15 protein-coding genes are annotated in these 19,449 nt (G+C 31.4%); 10 read left to right on the top strand and 5 right to left on the bottom strand.

Annotation, left to right across the window (positions count from 1 at the left end; translation table 11 throughout):
- The 5 genes from CX675_RS20135 to CX675_RS10235 all read left to right on the top strand — a co-directional run.
- Positions 1–745 (top strand): sodium:solute symporter (locus CX675_RS20135; protein ID WP_370277686.1); only part of this gene is annotated, 745 nt, incomplete at its 5' end.
- A 10-nt stretch (positions 746–755) separates the two neighbouring features.
- The gene (locus CX675_RS10250; protein ID WP_130735144.1) at positions 756–1,193 is read left to right on the top strand and encodes a GNAT family N-acetyltransferase; all 438 of its coding nucleotides are present in this window, start codon (positions 756–758) and stop codon (positions 1,191–1,193) included.
- Positions 1,194–1,196: 3 nt separating this feature from the next.
- Complete coding sequence (locus CX675_RS10245; protein WP_130735143.1) at positions 1,197–2,327, top strand: amidohydrolase; 1,131 nt, start codon at positions 1,197–1,199, stop codon at positions 2,325–2,327.
- Positions 2,320–3,468, top strand: a complete 1,149-nt coding sequence (alr, locus tag CX675_RS10240; protein ID WP_130735142.1) for an alanine racemase — start codon at positions 2,320–2,322, stop codon at positions 3,466–3,468. Before CX675_RS10245 ends, alr begins: the two co-directional genes overlap by 8 nt.
- Position 3,469: 1 nt before the next feature.
- Positions 3,470–4,543 (top strand): alanine/ornithine racemase family PLP-dependent enzyme, encoded by a 1,074-nt coding sequence (locus CX675_RS10235; RefSeq protein ID WP_130735141.1) that lies wholly within the window; start codon positions 3,470–3,472, stop codon positions 4,541–4,543.
- Positions 4,544–4,608: 65 nt separating this feature from the next.
- Here the strand turns inward: CX675_RS10235 and CX675_RS10230 are convergent, their stop codons facing one another.
- The 4 genes from CX675_RS10230 to CX675_RS10215 are packed head-to-tail and all read right to left on the bottom strand — an operon-like array spanning position 4,609 to position 10,788.
- Entirely contained in the window at positions 4,609–6,735 is a 2,127-nt protein-coding gene (locus CX675_RS10230; protein WP_130735140.1) for a protein-disulfide reductase DsbD, read from the bottom strand.
- On the bottom strand, positions 6,735–8,042 hold the full coding sequence (tilS, locus tag CX675_RS10225; protein ID WP_130735139.1) for a tRNA lysidine(34) synthetase TilS: 1,308 nt from the start codon (positions 8,040–8,042) through the stop codon (positions 6,735–6,737). Before tilS ends, CX675_RS10230 begins: the two co-directional genes overlap by 1 nt.
- A 16-nt stretch (positions 8,043–8,058) precedes the next feature.
- Complete coding sequence (locus CX675_RS10220) at positions 8,059–9,354, bottom strand: anthranilate synthase component I family protein (RefSeq protein ID WP_130735138.1); 1,296 nt, start codon at positions 9,352–9,354, stop codon at positions 8,059–8,061.
- A gap of 48 nt (positions 9,355–9,402) precedes the next feature.
- Positions 9,403–10,788 carry a hypothetical protein gene (locus CX675_RS10215; RefSeq protein WP_130735137.1) on the bottom strand — a complete coding sequence of 462 codons (1,386 nt, stop codon included), beginning with the start codon at positions 10,786–10,788 and terminating at the stop codon, positions 9,403–9,405.
- Between the two features lie 306 nt (positions 10,789–11,094).
- On the opposite strand from CX675_RS10215, the gene CX675_RS10210 reads away from it, so the two are divergent.
- On the top strand, positions 11,095–13,317 hold the full coding sequence (locus CX675_RS10210) for an NADP-dependent isocitrate dehydrogenase (protein WP_130735136.1): 2,223 nt from the start codon (positions 11,095–11,097) through the stop codon (positions 13,315–13,317).
- Positions 13,318–13,378: 61 nt separating this feature from the next.
- On the opposite strand, the gene CX675_RS10205 is transcribed toward CX675_RS10210, so the two are convergent.
- On the bottom strand, positions 13,379–14,065 hold the full coding sequence (locus CX675_RS10205; RefSeq protein WP_130735135.1) for a hypothetical protein: 687 nt from the start codon (positions 14,063–14,065) through the stop codon (positions 13,379–13,381).
- Between the two features lie 252 nt (positions 14,066–14,317).
- Between CX675_RS10205 and CX675_RS10200 the strand changes: the two genes are divergently transcribed.
- From CX675_RS10200 to CX675_RS10185, 4 genes are all read left to right on the top strand, one after another.
- Positions 14,318–15,448 carry an AraC family transcriptional regulator gene (locus CX675_RS10200; RefSeq protein WP_130735134.1) on the top strand — a complete coding sequence of 377 codons (1,131 nt, stop codon included), beginning with the start codon at positions 14,318–14,320 and terminating at the stop codon, positions 15,446–15,448.
- Between the two features lie 86 nt (positions 15,449–15,534).
- On the top strand, positions 15,535–17,910 hold the full coding sequence (locus tag CX675_RS10195; protein ID WP_130735133.1) for a TonB-dependent receptor: 2,376 nt from the start codon (positions 15,535–15,537) through the stop codon (positions 17,908–17,910).
- A 6-nt stretch (positions 17,911–17,916) separates the two neighbouring features.
- Positions 17,917–18,741 (top strand): DUF4249 domain-containing protein, encoded by an 825-nt coding sequence (locus tag CX675_RS10190; protein WP_130735132.1) that lies wholly within the window; start codon positions 17,917–17,919, stop codon positions 18,739–18,741.
- Positions 18,742–18,785: 44 nt separating this feature from the next.
- Entirely contained in the window at positions 18,786–19,448 is a 663-nt protein-coding gene (locus CX675_RS10185) for a thiamine diphosphokinase (RefSeq protein ID WP_130735131.1), read from the top strand.
- Position 19,449 lies beyond the last annotated feature (1 nt).

Genomic DNA, 19,449 nt, shown 5'->3' with positions numbered 1-19,449 from the left:
TATTCCTATTTGGTTTATTGGGATGACTTTGTACCAACGCATTTATGCTTGTAAAGATGAAAAGGAAGCGAAAAAAGCATGGTTTATTGCTGGTCTATTTGAATGGCCTATTATGGCATTTATGGGAGTTATTTTAGGTATGTTAGCCAAAGTAGCCGCTTCGCAAGGTATGTTTGATGGTATTGCCAATGCAACCACCATGGATAGCGAAATGGGATTACCCATTTTATTAAGTACAATTCTTCCTGTAGGTTTAATGGGATTAATGCTTTCTTCTTACTTTTCCGCTATTTTATCTACTGCCGATAGTTGTTTGATGGCAGCTTCTGGAAATATTGTAACGGATATCATTGAAAAGTTTACCAAAAAAGAGTTTACAGAGAAAAAAATGCTTCAAGTTTCACAGTTGGTAACCTTATCAGTAGGTGTATTTGCTATACTATTGGCTTCGCAAATGCAAAACGTATTAGAATTAATGCTCTACTCCTACGCTTTTATGGTTTCAGGGTTGTTTGTTCCAGTTTTAGGAGCTTTATTCTGGAAAAAAAGCAATCCTACAGCCGCTTTCTGGAGTATGTTATTAGGGGGTTCAACGACTATCGGATTAATTTTATCTAAAAATAAACTTCCGTTTGATTATACTTTACCTAAAGAATTAGATGCTAATATTTTTGGTATTAGTATTTCGTTAGTCACTTTTCTACTCTTATCTAACTATTATCATAAAAAATCAGTATCAATATAAAAAAGAAACTATGGAATTTAAAATAATTACTCCTGAAACTGGAGAACATACAAAATACAATCATCAAACTATTGCTCAGTTTTTATTTACACATTTGGAACAATATGGCGATAAAATAGAAGACATTTTAAAATGCATTCATTATGCCATGAATCCTGACAAAGGAGGTACTATAATCGTAGGTTTGGACGAAGAAAAAATAGTAGGTGTCGTTATCCTAAACAATACGGGAATGGGTGGTTTTATTCCTGAAAATATTTTGGTATACATCGCTGTCGATAACAGTCAACGCGGTAAAGGCTATGGCAAAAAACTAATGCAAAAAGCGATTGAAACGGCTCAAGGCGATATTGCTTTGCATGTGGAACCCGATAATCCCGCGAAAATTTTATATGAAAAATTAGGTTTTACCAATAAATACCTAGAAATGCGTTTAACTAAATCCTAAGTTTTGGAAGAACTAATTCAATTAAGAAAAGAATTACATCGTAATCCGGAAGTTTCGGGAAAGGAAACCAAAACTGCACAACGTATACTTACTTTTTTGTCAGAATACAAACCTAATGAAGTAATTACTCATTTAGGTGGTGAAGGTATTCTAGCCGTTTACCAAGGTAAAACAGAAGGCAAAACGGTATTGTTTCGTTGTGAATTAGACGCTTTACCCATTACTGAAATCAATACATTCGAACATCAATCCATCTATTCTGGAGTTTCGCACAAATGTGGTCATGATGGGCACATGGCAATTGTATGTGGTTTAGCTAAAAAATTAGCGGTACAGCCTCTTGAAAAAGGAACTGTTTTATTGTTGTTTCAACCTTCTGAAGAAGAAGGAAATGGTGCTAAAAATGTATTAGACGATCCTAAATTTAAAAACATACAGCCCGATTTTGCATTTGCGCTACACAACTTACCCGGATATCCAAAACATCAAATTGTAATTAAAGAAGGTACTTTTACTTGTGCCGTTCATAGTATGATTATCCAACTAAATGGGAAAACGGCTCATGCTGGAGAACCTGAAAAAGGCATAAATCCAGCACTAGCCATTGCTCAAATTGTAACTACTTTCAATTCAAAAATAAATACTGATGTTCGCTCAAATGCATACTGTCTTATTACACCTATTCATATTACTATGGGCGAAAAAGCCTATGGAGTTTCTGCTGGTTATGGTGAAGTACATTTTACGGTAAGAAGTAACAGTAATTTGAATATGAAAAACATAGCTGTAGCTTTAGAAAAAGAGGCCAATACAATCGCTTCTTCTTTTGGATTAACAACTGAAATACATTGGACTCAAAGTTTTCAAGCCAATGAAAATGATCCAAAAGCGGTTCATTATATTAAAAAAGCTACTGCAACATTAGGTTACAATCTATTAGAAAAAGAGTTACCATTTACCTTTGGAGAAGATTTTGGCTGGTTTACCCAAAAAATTAAAGGCGCCATGCTTGGATTAGGTGCTGGTGAAGAAATACCCGCTTTACACAATCCTGATTACGATTTTCCAGATGATATTATAACTACTGGCATACAATTGTTTCATCAAATAAGTAAAGAAATTCTCGATGCATAAAAATTCGGTTATAGAAATTAATCAAGAAGCACATAAAAGGAATATCGATTTTTTGCAAAAAGTTTTCGGTAAAAAAGTAATGCTATCTTCCGTGGTAAAAGGAAATGCTTATGGTCATGGTTTAGCAGAATTTGTACAAATGGCGTTTGATAATGGTATCCAACATTTCTCCGTTTTTGATGTGGAAGAAGCAAAAATAGTATTTGATACCCTTCAAAATAAGGTAACGATTCTCATCATGGGATTTGTAGCTGATGATGATATCGAATGGGTGATTCAAAATCAAATTGAGTTTTTTGTATTTGAGCGTTATCGATTAGCCAGAGCAGCAAAAGTGGCCAAAAGACTGCAACAAAAGGCAATTCTTCACATTGAAGTAGAAACTGGAATGCATCGTACTGGCTTTGAAATGAAAAATATTGCTCGTGTGGCCCAATTTCTAGTAAAAGAACAAAAAAACATCAAATTTAAAGGATTGTGCACGCATTATGCAGGTGCAGAAAGTATTTCTAATTATTATAGAATTGCTACTCAAATAGAAAAATTTAATCAAGCTGAAACGATTATAAAATCCTATGGAATAACCCCAGAAATAAAACATTCTGCTTGTTCCGCAGCCGCTATGATGTTTCCAGAAACACGCATGGACCTAGTTCGCATAGGAATTCTGCAATATGGGTTATGGCCTAGTCCTGAAGTTTTTGTAACTTACCTCAACACAAAAAAAGTAAAAAAAGATCCATTATGCCGTGTGATTAGTTGGAAAACAGAAATCATGAGCATTAAAAGAATAAAAGCAGGCGATTTTGTAGGTTATGGTACTAGTTTTATGGCTACAGATGCTATGAAAATTGCCACTATTCCTTTGGGTTATGCACATGGTTACAGCCGATCATTAAGCAATCATGGACAAGTATTAGTAAACGGGCAAAGATGTCGTGTTATTGGAACCGTTAATATGAATATGCTTACTGTAGATGTAACTGAAATTGACCATGTAAAAAAAGGAGACGAAGTAGTTTTAATTGGTTACCAAAAAGAATCGGTAATTACTATAGCCTCATTTAGCGATTACAGCAATCAATTAAACTATGAATTACTAACTCGAATAGCAAAAACAATTCCACGAAAAATAATATAAAATGGCATTTTTAAAATTATATAAACAAAAACTACAGGAAAACTATACCTTTTTAGACACTTTATTTAAAGAACGAAAAATCGAATGGGGCGTAGTTACCAAATTGCTTTGTGGTAACACCATTTATTTAAAAGAAATTATTGCTTTAGGCGTGACAGAAATGCACGATTCGAGAATTAGTAATTTAAAAAAAATTAAAAAGTTAAACCCAAAAATACAAACCGTATACATTAAACCTCCTTCTAAACGAAATATTGAAAGCATAGTAAAATTTGCAGATGTAAGTTTCAATACAGAAATATATACTATTCAAATGATTTCCAAGGAAGCTGAAAAACAAAATAAAACGCACGGTATCATCATTATGATTGAAATGGGTGATTTAAGAGAAGGTGTATTAGGAGAAGAATTGCTTAGTTTCTACGAACAAGTGTTTAGTTTGCCTAACATCGAAATTAGAGGAATTGGTACTAATTTAAATTGTTTGAGCGGTGTGATGCCTACTCAAGATAAATTAATCCAGCTCAGTTTATACAAACAATTAATTGAAGCGAAGTTTAATGTTACGATTCCTTGGGTGTCAGGAGGTACTTCTGTAGCTGTTCCATTGATGTTGAAAAATGCGCGACCTATGGCTGTAAATCATTTTAGAATTGGTGAAGCCCTTTTTTTTGGAAAAGATTTGTTTACCAATGAAACCATTGTAGGATTACACAATGATGTATTTATGCTTTATGCTGAAATCATTGAAATTACTGAAAAATCGAATAATCCTATCGGGGAATTGGGCGAAAATGTGGCTGGAAACACCTATGAAATAGACGAAAATGTGGATTTGAGCGAAACTTCCTTACGAGCTATTTTAGATGTAGGTTTGCTCGACATGCAACCTCAATATTTAACTCCAATTGATGAAACTATTGCTATCATAGATTCTAGTTCAGATATGACAGTAATAGACATTAGTACAAGTACAAAAAATTACAAAGTGGGTGATGTGGTTGCCTTTAAACTACAGTATATGGGCGCTTTATACCTTCTGAATTCAGATTATATTGAAAAAATTGTGGAATAAAAAAACAAAAAAGTCCTAAATAAAACTTAGGACTTTTAATTAAAATATATAATTATCTAATGGAATTATTTCTTTTTAAAGTTGGCAATTCCTTCTTGTAACCAAGCTTTGTATTCTTCTACATCTGGTGTATAACCTACTGGAGTATTTAAATTAGCTTCATCGTGCCCCATAAGAATATAATAGGGTTGTATATTTGCTTTGTATTTTGTAATTCCTAAATCGCTCCATTTTTGTCCAAATGTATTTATTTCTTTTCCATTTGAAGTAACATATTTTTTATCCTCTGGCAATTCGGTTCTATCATCAACATATAAAGAAACCAAAACAATATCATTCTTTAATGTCGAAAGAATCTCCGGTTTTGCCCACACCAATTCTTCCATTCTTCTACAATTTACACAGGTTTTACCTGTAAAATCTATTAATATAGGTTTCCCTACCTTTTTCGCATACGCTAATCCTTTATCATAATCATGAAAAGCAATTATTTTATGTGGACCATAATGAGCGTCGTCAGGTAATTTCTCTTCTTCTTTTACATTGGCAATAATAACTTCATTTTTAAAACCTACTCCATTTGGACTTTCACTATAACTCATTGGTGGAGGAAAACCACTAATTATATTTAAAGGAGCGCCCCATAACCCAGGAATTAAATACAAGGCAAAAGAAAGTGATAATAATCCTAATAACATTCTTCCAACTGAAATATGCGACAAAGGGCTATCATGTGGCAAGGTTATTTTTCCAAAAAGATAGAACGCCAAGCCTAAGAAAATGGCAATCCAAATAACAATAAAAACTTCTCTTTCTAATAGGTGCCAATCCATAACTAAATCTGCCATAGATAAGAACTTAAATGCTAAAGCTAGTTCGATAAAACCAAAAACCACTTTTACAGTATTTAACCATCCTCCAGATTTAGGTAAACCGCCCATCATACTTGGAAAAAGAGCAAATATCATAAAAGGCAAAGCTAATCCTAAACCAAAACCTAACATTGCAATAGTTAACAATGTGGCACCGCCATCTGTAGATAAAGCACCACCAATAACTAATCCTAAAGCAGGACCTGTACAGGAAAAAGAAACTATAATTAAAGTTAATGCCATAAAAAAGATACCAACTAACCCTCCTTTGTTAGAAGCGTTGTCTACTTTATTGGCTAAACTAGATGGAATCGTAATTTCAAAAGCGCCCAAGAATGAAATAGCAAAAATGACAAAAACAATAAAGAAAAAGACATTCATATAAGGATTGGTAGAAATCTCATAAAAAACGTCTCCGCTTATTCCTTGAAAAATATGAAATGGTAAGGAGATTAAAACATAAATTAAAACAATAAAAAAGCCATACATTAAGGCATTAAATCTTCCTTTTTTAGTATCACCTTTTGCACTTTGCTTAAGAAAAAAACTAACCGTCATGGGAATCATCGGGAATACACAAGGTGTAAAAGTAACCAGAATTCCAGCTAAAAGTGTACTTAAAAATAGTATCCAAATATTTATTTCTTCTTCGCTTTTTTCTGATACTGTCTCAACTACTTTTTCTTTTTCAGTATTTACAATTTCTACTTGTTGTTTTAACGTATCTTTTTCTAAATCTACAACTTCTATCTTCCCTTCGTCCTTGATGATTACTACTTGGTCTACTTTCTTATCCGTTTTCTGATCATCATTAGAGTTTATTTTCGTAACTTCATTAACCACTTTTTCAGCAAGCTTCTCCTCTGTTTTTATGGTTGGTAACGTAAAGATTAAAACATCATCTTCTTGCACACATTTTCCATCGATACATGTTTGTCCTTCTAAAGTAACTTTAATTTCTTTTAAAGCTGGATTTAAAACCTTTATTATTTGTTTAAATTGTGCAGTATTGCTAAAATAGTATTCGTCTACTTCAAAAATATCGTTATATTCTTTTTGATAGGCTCCTTGCTTTGTTTTACCTACTAGTTCATAGTCTTTCCCGGCATTCTTAAATGTAAATACTAAAGGTTGTGGCCCATCATCAGGAGTATTTATAGCATATAAATGCCAACCAAATTCTATTTGAGCATCCATAACGAGTTCAAACTCGGTATTGGATTTTTGATTTAGTTTGGTTTTCCATTTTACTACATCGACAATTTGGGACTGTCCTAAAAATGAAAATAAAAATGCGAAAGCAACAAGTAATTTTTTCATTATTTTAATTCTATTTTTACTATTTTTTGTGTTTTTAAATCGGCCAAAAATCGTTTATCTACTCGCCTTCCTATGACCCAAACAATCTCATTATTTGAGGTTAATAGCCATTGTTTTTCTTTATCTAACAACGAATATTTTTCGTCCTTAAAATACTTACTCAGCTTTTTTTTACCATTCATACCAAAAGGATAAAAATAATCGCCTTCTCTCTTTTTTCGTATTTCTAACGGAAATGATAACTTATTTTGGTCTACAAAGATACTATTGTTAGTTGGTTCTAAAATGTTATCTGTCTGACAAAGGGTAACATTTAAGGGAAATTTAAGATTTTTTACCTCTTTTTCAATGTAATACACTTCTTTCTCTTCCCTATTTTTTTTAGGAGAAAGTAGCAGATAATCTCGGTCTTTTAGAAGCAAATGATTGGGTGAAAAAATATATTTCCCAGATTGCGCTTCAACAAGACTGTAAATATCCTCCCAAGCGGTAAAACCATAGTCTTTCAACCATTGGTACAAATATGTCTTATAATTTTTATATTGTAATATTTTTTTACAATTAATTTTAAGGGTGTCCTCTTCAATTATGACTACTTTTTCAAAGACCATTTCACTTGATTCTATAACCAAATGAGAGGCTTGCTGTAAATGCGCTATTGTATTTTGGAAACTAGTTAAAAAACTAGGATTTATTTCTTTTAAAACAGGAACAACGTGGTGTCTTATTCTATTTCTCACATATTTATCTGAAGCATTACTAGCGTCTTCTCTCCAAGTAATATGGTTTTCTTTAGCATAAACTTCAATTTCAGCTCTTGAAATTTCTAATAAAGGACGTATAATGTTTCCATTTTGAGCAGGAATGCCCACTAATCCTTCTAAACCAGTTCCTCTAGATAAATTAATTAAAAAAGTTTCTATTTGGTCATCTAAATGATGAGCGGTAACTATAAAGTCATAGTGTTCTTGAATCAACAATGTATTGAACCAATCGTATCGTAATTTTCTTGCCGCTAATTGAATAGAAAGTTTTTGCTCACCAGCATAGCTTTCTGTGGAAAATACTTGTAAAAAAAAAGGAATTTGTAAAACATTTGCTTTTTCTTCAACAAAACGAGCATCTGTTTCACTTTCACTGCCTCTTAATTGAAAATTACAATGTGCTACACCAACATCTAATTGCAGTTTTTTACAAATAGATAATAATACCATACTGTCAATGCCTCCACTCACAGCCAAAAGCAATCTTTTCCCTTTTATAAAAGAAAAATTTCTTTCTAAATGTTGTTGGATTTTTTGTAGCATAGCCAAAAATAAGAAATTAATTGCTTTGCAAGACTTCAAACATTGCTCTTGCCTTTAACAAACATTCTTCATATTCTTTTTCTGGAATAGATTGAGCAGTAATTGCACTACCCACAGAAAATGAAAGATATTGTTTTTTGGCATTATACAGTATGCTTCGAATAACTACATTAAAATCAAAATCTCCTGTAGGTGTAAAATACCCCACTGCTCCACTATATAAACCTCTTTTAGTTACCTCTAACTCTTCTATAATTTTCATAGCAGCAATTTTAGGTGCGCCTGTCATACTTCCCATAGGAAATGTTGTTTTTAAAATTTCTACAGGTGAAATAGCATGATCTACTGTAGCGGTAATCGTAGAAATCATTTGGTGCACTTGCTTAAAAGTGTACACTTTACATAATTCTTCCACCACAACTGAGCCTTTTGTCGCTGTATGTGATAAATCGTTGCGTACCAAATCTACAATCATAATATTTTCGGATCGCTCTTTATCATTACTTTCTAATTCAGTTTTTAATATTGCATCTTGTTCTAAATCGAAACTTCTTCTTGCTGTTCCTTTTATCGGTTGCGAAATTACTTTTTCACCTACTTTTTTCAAATATCGTTCTGGGGAAGCCGAAAGTAAATATTGCTCGTTATTCTTAAAAAAAGTAGCAAAAGGTGGTTCGGAAATTGCATCTAGTTTTTCGTATGTTGATATGGGATTAATGTTGGCATTTTCTGCAAAAAATTCCATACAAAAATTAGCTTCATAAATAGATCCTAAATAAATATATTCTAACATTTTTTCAACTTTTTGAAGATATTTTTCTTTAGAAACACGTTGCTGAATACTTGGTAATTGGCACTCAACGGAAGAACTTGAAACTTCTATAGCTGTAATAATTTCAAAATCTTCATCCACTTCATCATCACATAAATTTAAATACTGAATTACTAATTCTTGTCCTTTAAGAAGGAACATTTTTTTAGGTTGAAAAAAGAATAAATCGGCAAATTGTAAACCATCATAATTCTTGGACTGTAACGCTTCGGCATCATTTTTCAAATCATAAGAAAGATATCCAAATAACCAATCTTTACTATGCGACTGATATTGGTACAAATCTTCGAAAGCATTTTGATAATCAGTAATAATTGAAGTAAAAGCATCAACAGCTACTATACAATCGTATGAAGTGTATTGTTGCTTGTATTCATTAGAATCTAAAAAAGCAACTTCTTTAAATTGGTTTGACCAATGTAAAAGTTGCTCTTTTAGTTTTTTGGGATTTGAAATATGTTTTGTAATGTGTGTTCTCAATTGTAAATCATAACTTAAAAAAGCCAAAATTACAATTAAAAAAAGAATCTACTTGATAAATTCAACAATTAAGTTACAACCGTTTGCTAATAAACTAGTATTCGAATCAGATAAATTTGAATAAACACCTACTGCTTGATAGGCATTTAAGTTGACTAATTTCACCATAGAAACCGTTCTCGTTTCTCCATTTGAAACAGAAGTATAGGTTCTTGTTCCAGCCACTTCAGATCCGTAAATCCCTAAATAAAACTCAGGATTAATATTACTACCTGAATTTTTTCTAAGAGAAACAGTATAAGAAATACGATACAATCCTGTATTTTGTACCTGGATATTGTTTGAATTTAACGAAACTCCGTTATTAACTCCATTGGTGCTCATTGTAATAGCACCAGAATTTAATGTGGCATTCGAATTACTATAAATTTCTCCATAATATTTTTTAGTATTCAAGTCTGTCCAAGCTGCTTTTCCATTGGCATCAGACACTAAAACTTTACCATTACCTTGGTTCCCATCAACAATTTTAATGGCACCTACAATATGTAATCTTTCATCAGGCGTATTAGTACCAATACCAATTTTATTATTAGAATTACTGGAACTACCTAATATAATAGAATTAGCTTGGCTAGCCGTAGCTTGGTATCCAATAGCTGTAGCATTTTGACCACTTGAATTTGCTTGTGTTCCAAGAGCAGTAGCTTGTTCTCCAGAAGCAACCGAAGCATTACCAAGAGCTAATGCGTTATTATTGGATGAGGAAGCTCCTACACCAATTGAAACAGAACGATATCCAGAAGCTGCTGCTGTACGACCTAAAGCAACCGTTTCATTATTACTCGCAGAGGCATTAATTCCTAAAGCAAATGATAGATAACCGCTTCCATTTGCTCCATTTCCAATCGCTACAGCTTCATTAGAATTAGTTGCTGTCGCATTCGTACCAATAGCAACCGAATTATCATTATGAGAGGTAGCACCTCGACCTATAGCGATTCCTCCATTAGGATGAAATCTTCCAAAGGCATTATTATTTACTTTAAATGTTAACGAATTATAATTATTTGTTCCTAAATATTCGTTACCAGTAGCGAGTGTATTTCCAGATAAATTCCAAGCATCGGTCGATACTCCAGCTGAAGTGGTTGATTTGTCTAATCTTTTCCAACTTCCATCCCAATAATAGAATCCGGGAGTTACATCAGAAGTGGTTGCTGTGTTGTAAACTAATAAACTTGTAGCAGGGCTTGCAATAGTAGTTACATCTGTGGTAGATTGTAATGTAATTCTAGGTATAAGCAATCCAGAATTTGTACTCTTTATTTCTAAAGCAGCAGAAGAGGAAGGAGATGTGGTACCAATTCCTACTTGAGCATGTACAAACAATGAAAAACTTGATGCAATGGTTAATAGCATTATTTTTTTCATGATAATAAAAAAGGGTTAATAGCGATACAAAAATACAAGAATAATACTATGATAAAGAATTAATTAACGATATTTTATACAATGGATATTTTCAAAAGAAGAAATTCATTTTCAAAATAATAAAATATCAACAAAAAACAAAGAAAACCATTTTTATATCCCTATTAAATTATGAATATGATAAAATATATTTTAAAAATTAACAATACTTAAAATCAAACGTTTTCGTTTTAAAAGGACAAAAAAAAGGTCTGAATTTGTTATATTTGCCTCACTAAAAATTAATTAAAATAAAAAACATAATTCATGTCAAACCAACCAAGAATCATTTATACGATTACTGATGAAGCTCCTATGTTGGCTACTCACTCCTTTTTACCTATAGTTCAAGCTTTTTCAAAACCTGCAAATATTACATTAGAAACTAGAGATATTTCATTAGCAGGAAGAATTTTAGCTAATTTCCCTGAATATTTAAAAGAAGATCAAAAAATAGCCGATGCATTAACTGAATTAGGACAATTAGCAACAACTCCAGAAGCAAATATTATTAAATTACCAAACATATCTGCTTCAGTACCCCAATTAAAAGAAGCCATTACCGAATTACAATCTCAAGGATATGCTATTCCCAATTATCCTGAAGAGCCTCAAAATGATGAAGAAAAAGCAATAAAAGCAAAATATGCAAAAGTATTAGGTTCTGCTGTAAACCCTGTACTTCGTGAAGGGAATTCAGATCGTAGAGCACCAAAAGCGGTTAAAAATTATGCCAAAGCACATCCGCACAGTATGGGTGCTTGGTCTAAAGATTCTAAATCACATGTTTCTCATATGAATTCTGGTGATTTTTATGGTACAGAAAAATCAGTAACAGTGGCAGAAGCAGGAAGTTTTACCATAGAATTTACCAATACTGCTGGAACTACTAAAGTATTAAAAACAAGTTCTCCTTTATTAGCTGGTGAAATTATCGATTCATCAGTAATGAATATGAACCAATTAAAATCTTTCATCGCTGAACAAGTGGTAGATGCAAAAGCTAAAGGTGTCTTGTTTTCTGTACACTTAAAAGCGACCATGATGAAAGTATCTGACCCATTATTGTTTGGGGCGTTTGTGGAAGTATATTTTGCTGATATTTTCGAGAAATATGCTACTGTTTTTGAAGAATTAGGAGTTGATACACGCAATGGCTTAGGAGATGTTTATGCTAAAATTCAAAAACACCATCAAAAAGCAGAAATTGAAGCGGCTTTACAAGCTGCAATGGAAAATGGACCTGCTTTAGCTATGGTAAATTCAGACAAAGGAATTACAAATTTACACGTTCCTTCAGATGTGATTATCGATGCTTCTATGCCAGCCATGATTCGTAACTCGGGACAAATGTGGAATGCAGCAGGAAAATCTCAAGATACAAAAGCGATTATTCCAGATCGTTGTTATGCTGGGGTTTACCAAGCAACTATAGAATTTTGTAAAGAAAACGGAGCTTTGGATCCAAAAACTATGGGAAGTGTTCCAAATGTGGGATTAATGGCTCAAAAAGCAGAAGAGTATGGTTCTCATGACAAAACTTTCCAAATGACAGAAAGTGGAACTGTTGCTGTGAAAGACGCTAATGGAACTATTTTAATGGAGCAAACTGTTGAAGCTGGAGATATATTTAGAATGTGCCAAGTAAAAGACGCTCCAATCCAAGACTGGGTTAAATTAGCTGTAAATCGTGCAAAGGCTACTGGTTCTCCTGCAGTATTTTGGTTAGATGACAAAAGAGCACACGATAGTCAATTAATTAAAAAAGTGACCACTTATTTAAAAGACTATGATACTACTGGATTAGAAATTCACATTATGAATCCAGTTGAAGCAACTAAATATTCATTAGAAAGAATTGTAAAAGGTTTAGACACTATCTCTGTAACAGGAAATGTTTTACGTGATTACTTAACCGATTTATTCCCTATTTTAGAAGTAGGTACTTCAGCTAAAATGTTATCTATAGTTCCTTTAATGAATGGTGGTGGTTTATTTGAGACTGGTGCAGGTGGTTCAGCTCCAAAACATGTGGAACAATTTATAGAAGAAGGTTATTTACGTTGGGATTCATTAGGAGAATTTTTAGCATTAGGTGTTTCATACGAACACTTAGGTAATGTATTTAATAATCCAAAAGCATTAGTTTTATCTGAAACTTTAGATCAGGCAACTGAGAAATTCTTAGAAAATGATAAATCTCCAGCAAGAAAAATAGGAAGTATCGACAATAGAGGTTCTCATTTCTATTTGGCTTTATATTGGGCAAATGCTTTGGCTAACCAAAATAAAGATGCTGAATTAAAAGCAATTTTTTCTCCAATTGCAAATGAATTAAACGCAAATGAAGCAAAAATTAATGAAGAATTAATTGCTGCACAAGGAAAATCACAAACTATTGGTGGTTATTATCATCCAAATTTTGAAGCGACTGATAAAGCAATGCGTCCGAGTGCTACTTTAAATACAATTTTAGCCAAATTGAATTAAGCTAAAATAAGCGAATAAAAAAGCGACCAATTGGTCGCTTTTTTATTTTTATGATGTATCCCTATTCTTTTTTATCTTCTTCCAATGTAGGAGAGTCATCTTGAACAACAACTATTTTAGCCAAAACACCAGTAGTTAAGTTCCATTCATTGCTTGTTATTAAATTACCTTTATCATCATAGACTCTAAAAGCGGCTGTATTGGGTCCAGAACTTCCTTGATTTAAAGCTAAAAATTCAATTTTATTAAACCCTTTAGACAAATCTAAATAATATTCTTTTGAGGTAGATTCTAATAAAATTTCAGGAATAAAAATAGCATCATTAACTAGAATACGCACTCTATCTCCATCAGGATATTCATGATCTCGACAAACAATTTTTATATATTTTGATTTGGTACTAAACTGACCTAAAAATTGATTGCTTTTAAAACTTTCATCAATAGGTTTGTCGTGTAGTTTTTTGTTTAAATTATCTTTTAATTCTTCTCCAGGATTTTTAAAATCTTTATTATTTTCTAAAATACTTTTAGAATTAGTTGTCCTATTTAAAACCGAATATTTTTTAAGGTAATTATCATCTTTATCCAATACACTTTTATATTCTAAAGAAGGTAGTGAGGAGGATGAAGAATTTGTAGATTCAAAAGGGTTGTTAAGTTGTAAATTAAACACTTGCTTTTTTTTGTCCACTTGTGCATACAAGCCAACAGAAAATAAGACAAATAAAAACACTACTTTTTTCATAACAAAGTTCTTTTACAGCAAACGTATAATTTAGAAAAGAAATTAACATGATAATTAACCATACATTAACAGATTTCTTACTAAAAGTACAAAAAAAAATTTTCAATTTTGTAACACAAGAATTATACCATAACAAAACTAAGAAATTAGTTTTCATATTTAAAGTTTCTTTCTCTTATTATTTATTGAAAAGTGACAGGAAACAGAAGTTATTATCTCAAACATAAGTAGATTACAAACCAAGTTTAAAACATGACTAAAGCTATATATGCTCTTTTTGCTGGCACTTCTTTGTTACTCTTTTTTTTAGTTTTTACCAATACACAAAAAATTAATATAAAAGCAAACAAGTGGTTTTCTGGTTTTATTGCTTGTATTTTTTTTATCGCATTTGATAATTTCTTGTATGAAATTAATATCTTGAGAGATCATTTTTTTTTAAACTTAATAGATAACTTTTGCTGTTTTTCTATAGCTCCTATTTTTTATTTTAGTGTTGTATATTTTACTAATCCTGAAAAAAAATGGAATACTAATGATTATTTCCACTTTATCACACCCTTATTAGTAGTAATTCTTTTTATTGCGTTCTATTTTATAGATGGCTTTGAAGAAACCTTTAAAAAAGGGAACTTTATAAACAACGTTATCGAACTGGTTCTAATTAGTTTCCTATTAACTCAACTCCTACTTTACCCTATTTTTTCATATTTAAAACTTTTAAAGCATAAAAAAAACACCTTTCTCTTTTCTTCTAATATTGAAAAAATTGACTTAAAATGGCTGCAATATGTATGCCTAAGTATTGTTATCATGATTTTTTGTTGGTCATTAGAAATTATTTTAAATATTTCTGAACCGATACAAAATGTGGTCTCTCCCATTGTTGATACTATATATTTATTAGGAATGTTTTTTATTACCTACAATTGGTCCAAACAAAAAGAAATATATCCTTTTTTTTCCATACAAAGTATCCATGAAGTAATTGAACAAAATGAGGATAGCAATCAAAAAAAGAAAAAGCTTATCGATGATGAGGAATTATTAGATTATAAACACAATTTACTCCAACTCATGAATCAAAAGAAACTGTTCTTAGATAACGAATTAAATTTGGAAAAATTAGCACAAGAATTAGACACCTCTACTCATATTCTATCTTATATTATAAACAATGGATTTAATGAAAATTTTTATCAATTCGTAAATAGATATCGAATTGAAGAAGCAAAAGAACTGATTCAAAAAAGCGATCATCTTAGTCTTCTTGGAATTGGTTTTGAAGTTGGATTTAATTCGAAAACTACTTTTAATACCACATTTAAAAAAATTACAGGAAAAACTCCTTCTGAATATAAAAAAATGAGTTCAGATTTATAAATTGGAACATTTAAAACAATGTCATATACGACTTTTACACGCAAATAACAACATAAAAAATAGTATCTAAAAATTAACTAAAACACATGCATTACAAAAACAAAATAATAGGGTTAGCCCTATTATTATTTTCAATTTTAGGTTTCTCACAAGAAAAATTTTCTATTAGCGGAACCATTTCAGATGTAAATACAAATGAAACTTTAATTGGTGTAACAGTAATTATTGAAGAATTAAAAACTGGAACAACTACTAATGAATATGGTTTTTATTCTATTACTTTACCCAAAGGAGACTATACAATTAGATATACTTACATTGGATTTCAAGACATTATTGAAAAAATAAGTTTAACTGAAAATACCAGAAAAAACATCAGCTTAAAAGAATCTGATTATCAATTAGATGAAATTATAGTTTCTGAAAATATTGAAAAACCAAATATTGAAAAACCAGAAATGAGTGTCAATAAAATTTCGGTAAATACGATTAAAAAATTACCTGTTGTTCTAGGAGAAACAGATATTCTCAAATCAATATTAACATTACCTGGAGTAACCAATGCAGGTGAAGGACAATCTGGTTTTAATGTGAGAGGTGGTGCAGCAGATCAAAATTTAATTCTATTAGATGAAGCTACAATTTATAATTCTTCCCATCTTTTCGGTTTCTTTTCTGTATTTAATGCCGACGCTATAAAGGACCTAAAATTATACAAAGGTGGCGTTCCCGCAAGATTTGGAGGCAGAGTGGCTTCTGTTTTAGATATTTATCAAAAAGATGGTAATAGTAATAGTTTTCATGCGAATGGTGGAATTGGGCTAATTTCTAGTAGAATCTTGGCAGAAGGTCCTATCGTTAAAGATAAGGGTTCGTTTTTAGTCGCTGGTAGAAGTTCGTATGCCCATTTATTTTTAAAACTAACCGACAATCAAAATTCTGCCTATTTTTATGATTTGAATACCAAATTAAGTTATAAACTAAACGATAATAACAATTTATATTTGTCTGGATATTTTGGTAGAGATGTTTTTAGCTTAAGTGAAAGCTTTATGAATACTTATGGAAATTCCGTTTTAAATTTGCGTTGGAATCACCTTTTTAATGAAAAATTATTCTCAAATTTATCCTTAATTTATAGCGATTATTATTATGGTTTAACCTTAGATTTTGTTGGTTTCAATTGGGATAGTGGTATTAAAAATTACAATTTAAAATATGATTTTAAACATTATTTAAACGACAGAACAAAATTAACCTATGGATTAAATGCTGTCTATTATGATTTTAATCCTGGAAAAATTGAACCAAATAATGAAGAATCTTCTATAAATCCAGATCAATTAGATAAAAAATATGCGTTTGAACCAGCATTTTATATCGATGCCGAGCAAAAACTATCTAGTAAATTTTCAATAAATTATGGGTTACGTTACAGTTTATTTTATCGTTTAGGGTCGCAAGAAATAAATATTTATGCAAATAACGAAGCCGTTGCATATGATAGTGATTTAAATATTTATGAGAAAGCCACTCCTATTGGCACCAAAAAATATGGCACTAATGAAGTAATTGCTAGTTTTAATAATTTGGAACCCAGACTTTCTATGGCTTATATTATTAACGAAAACCAATCGGTAAAAGCAAGCTACAACAGAATGACGCAATATTTGCATCTTATTTCCAACACACAATCACCAACTCCTTTAGATGTTTGGGCACCAAGTGATGACTTTTTAAAACCTCAAATTTTAGATCAATACGCTATTGGGTACCAAAAAAACACCAAAAATGGAAAATATTCGTTTGAAATTGAATCTTTTTATAAATATGTAAGGAATCGTTTAGATTATATAGATGGAGCCGATTTAATTGCAAATAATGCCATTGAACAAGTTGTTTTAGCTGGAAAATCGAGGGCGTATGGTTTAGAAATTTTAGCTCGTAAAAATGAAGGTAAATTAAACGGTTGGATTTCATATACTCTTTCAAGATCCGAACAAAAAACAGCAGGAAGAACCGCAGAAGAAATTGGTATAAATAATGGAAATTGGTACAAAACAGGTTGGGACAAAACACATAATTTGTCTATTACTGGTATGTATGAGTTAAATGACAAATGGAGTTTTGGTGGTATTTTTTCATTACAAACAGGACAGCCAGTAACCTATCCAAACGGACATTATGTTTACCAAGGTATTTCGGTACCTAGTTATGGTGCCAGAAATGCTAACAATTTACCTGTTTATCATCGTTTAGACATTTCAGCTACTTTAAAACCAAGAAACAATGCCTCAAAGAAAATAAAAGGCGAATGGGTTTTTGGTGTTTATAATCTATATAGCAGAAAAAATGCTGCGTCAATTAATTTTAGACAAAATGCAGATTCAGGAAATAATGAAGCCGTTCGATTATCTATTTTTGGAATAGTTCCAAGTGTAACGTATAATTTTAAATTTTAAAAAGAAATGGTAAAAACAATCATCAAAATAGCATTCATAATTATAACATTATTTGCCATGCAATCTTGCGAAGATGTGGTTAATATCGATTTAGATACAGCTACCCCTCGATTAGTTATAGATGCCGCTATACAATGGAAAAAAGGAACTACAGGAAATGAACAAATCATTCGTTTAACAGAAACAACTGGTTTTTACGAAGATCAAAACCCTATTGCATCTGGTGCCACTGTTTTTATTACACACAATGGTAACACCTACAATTTCATCGAAAATATAGGTACTAGTGACTATGTTTGTACCAATTTTGATCCTGTAATTAACGACACATATACATTAACGGTAATCTATAAAGGACAAACCTATATGGCAACTGATGAATTATATGCAACACCAGAAATTGAATCTATCGAACAATCTGTGGTGAGTGGATTTGGTGGAGATGACAATATAGAAGTTAAATTCTTTTTTCAAGATAACGGAGCTGAAGATAATTTTTATCTCATTGGTTTTAAAAATAGTACTATTGTATTTCCCGAATATGGCGTAGTTGACGATGAGTTTTTTCAAGGAAATCAAATGTTTGGTTTGTATATAGATGATTTACAACCAAATGATCAACTTATTTTATCATTGCAAGGCATATCTAATAGGTATTCTAATTACATGGATAAATTATTGAATATTGCTGGAACAGATGGAGCCAATCCTTTTACTACTGCACCAGCAACGTTAAGAGGTAATATTGTAAACCAAACTAATCCTAATAATTTTCCATATGGTTATTTTAGCCTTGGTGAAGTAGATACCGAAAATTACATTGTTCAATAAAGCGGAACATTTTATATATTCGTAGTCTAATTTAAAATCGTTTTATGTCTTCACATCACATTGTTAGAGATGATCAGGAACCAGCATTAATTATTGCAAATGGAGCATCTTGTAGTGAAGAATTATTAGGACAGTTGTTAGAATGGTCTCCATTAGTAATTGTTTTGGATTCAGCTATCGATCGTGTGTTAGAATTAGGAATAAAAGTAGATGTATTATTAGGAGATTTCGATCGAGAATTTAATCCCGATTATTATAAAGAAAGTCAATACCCTATTGAAATAGTACATACTCCCAATCAAGATAAAACCGATTTAGAAAAAGCATTTGATTATTTAATCGAACGAGGTATTCCTGCTGTAAATGTAATTTGGGCAACCGGAAAAAGAGCGGATCATACCATTACGAATGTAACTAATATTGTTCGTTTTAGAAATGTATTAAAAATCGTTATTTTAGACGATCATTCTAAAATTTTTTTATTGCCAAAAAAGTTTGAAAAATGGTACCCCAAAAACACACCTCTGTCATTAATCCCGATTGGTGAAGTTTCTGGAATTAATTCTAAAAATCTATTTTATCCCTTACAAAACGATACTTTAACCATTGGCTATAGAACTGGTAGTAGCAATCATGCTACAGAAGATGGTATTGTAGTTATCGAGCATCAAAATGGGGATTTATTATTAATGGAATGTTGGGATTAAA

This window comes from Flavobacterium sp. J27 (genome assembly GCF_004303025.1).
In the GTDB taxonomy this organism is placed as follows: Bacteria; Bacteroidota; Bacteroidia; order Flavobacteriales; family Flavobacteriaceae; genus Flavobacterium.
This window is presented reverse-complemented; position numbering and strand designations above follow the sequence as displayed.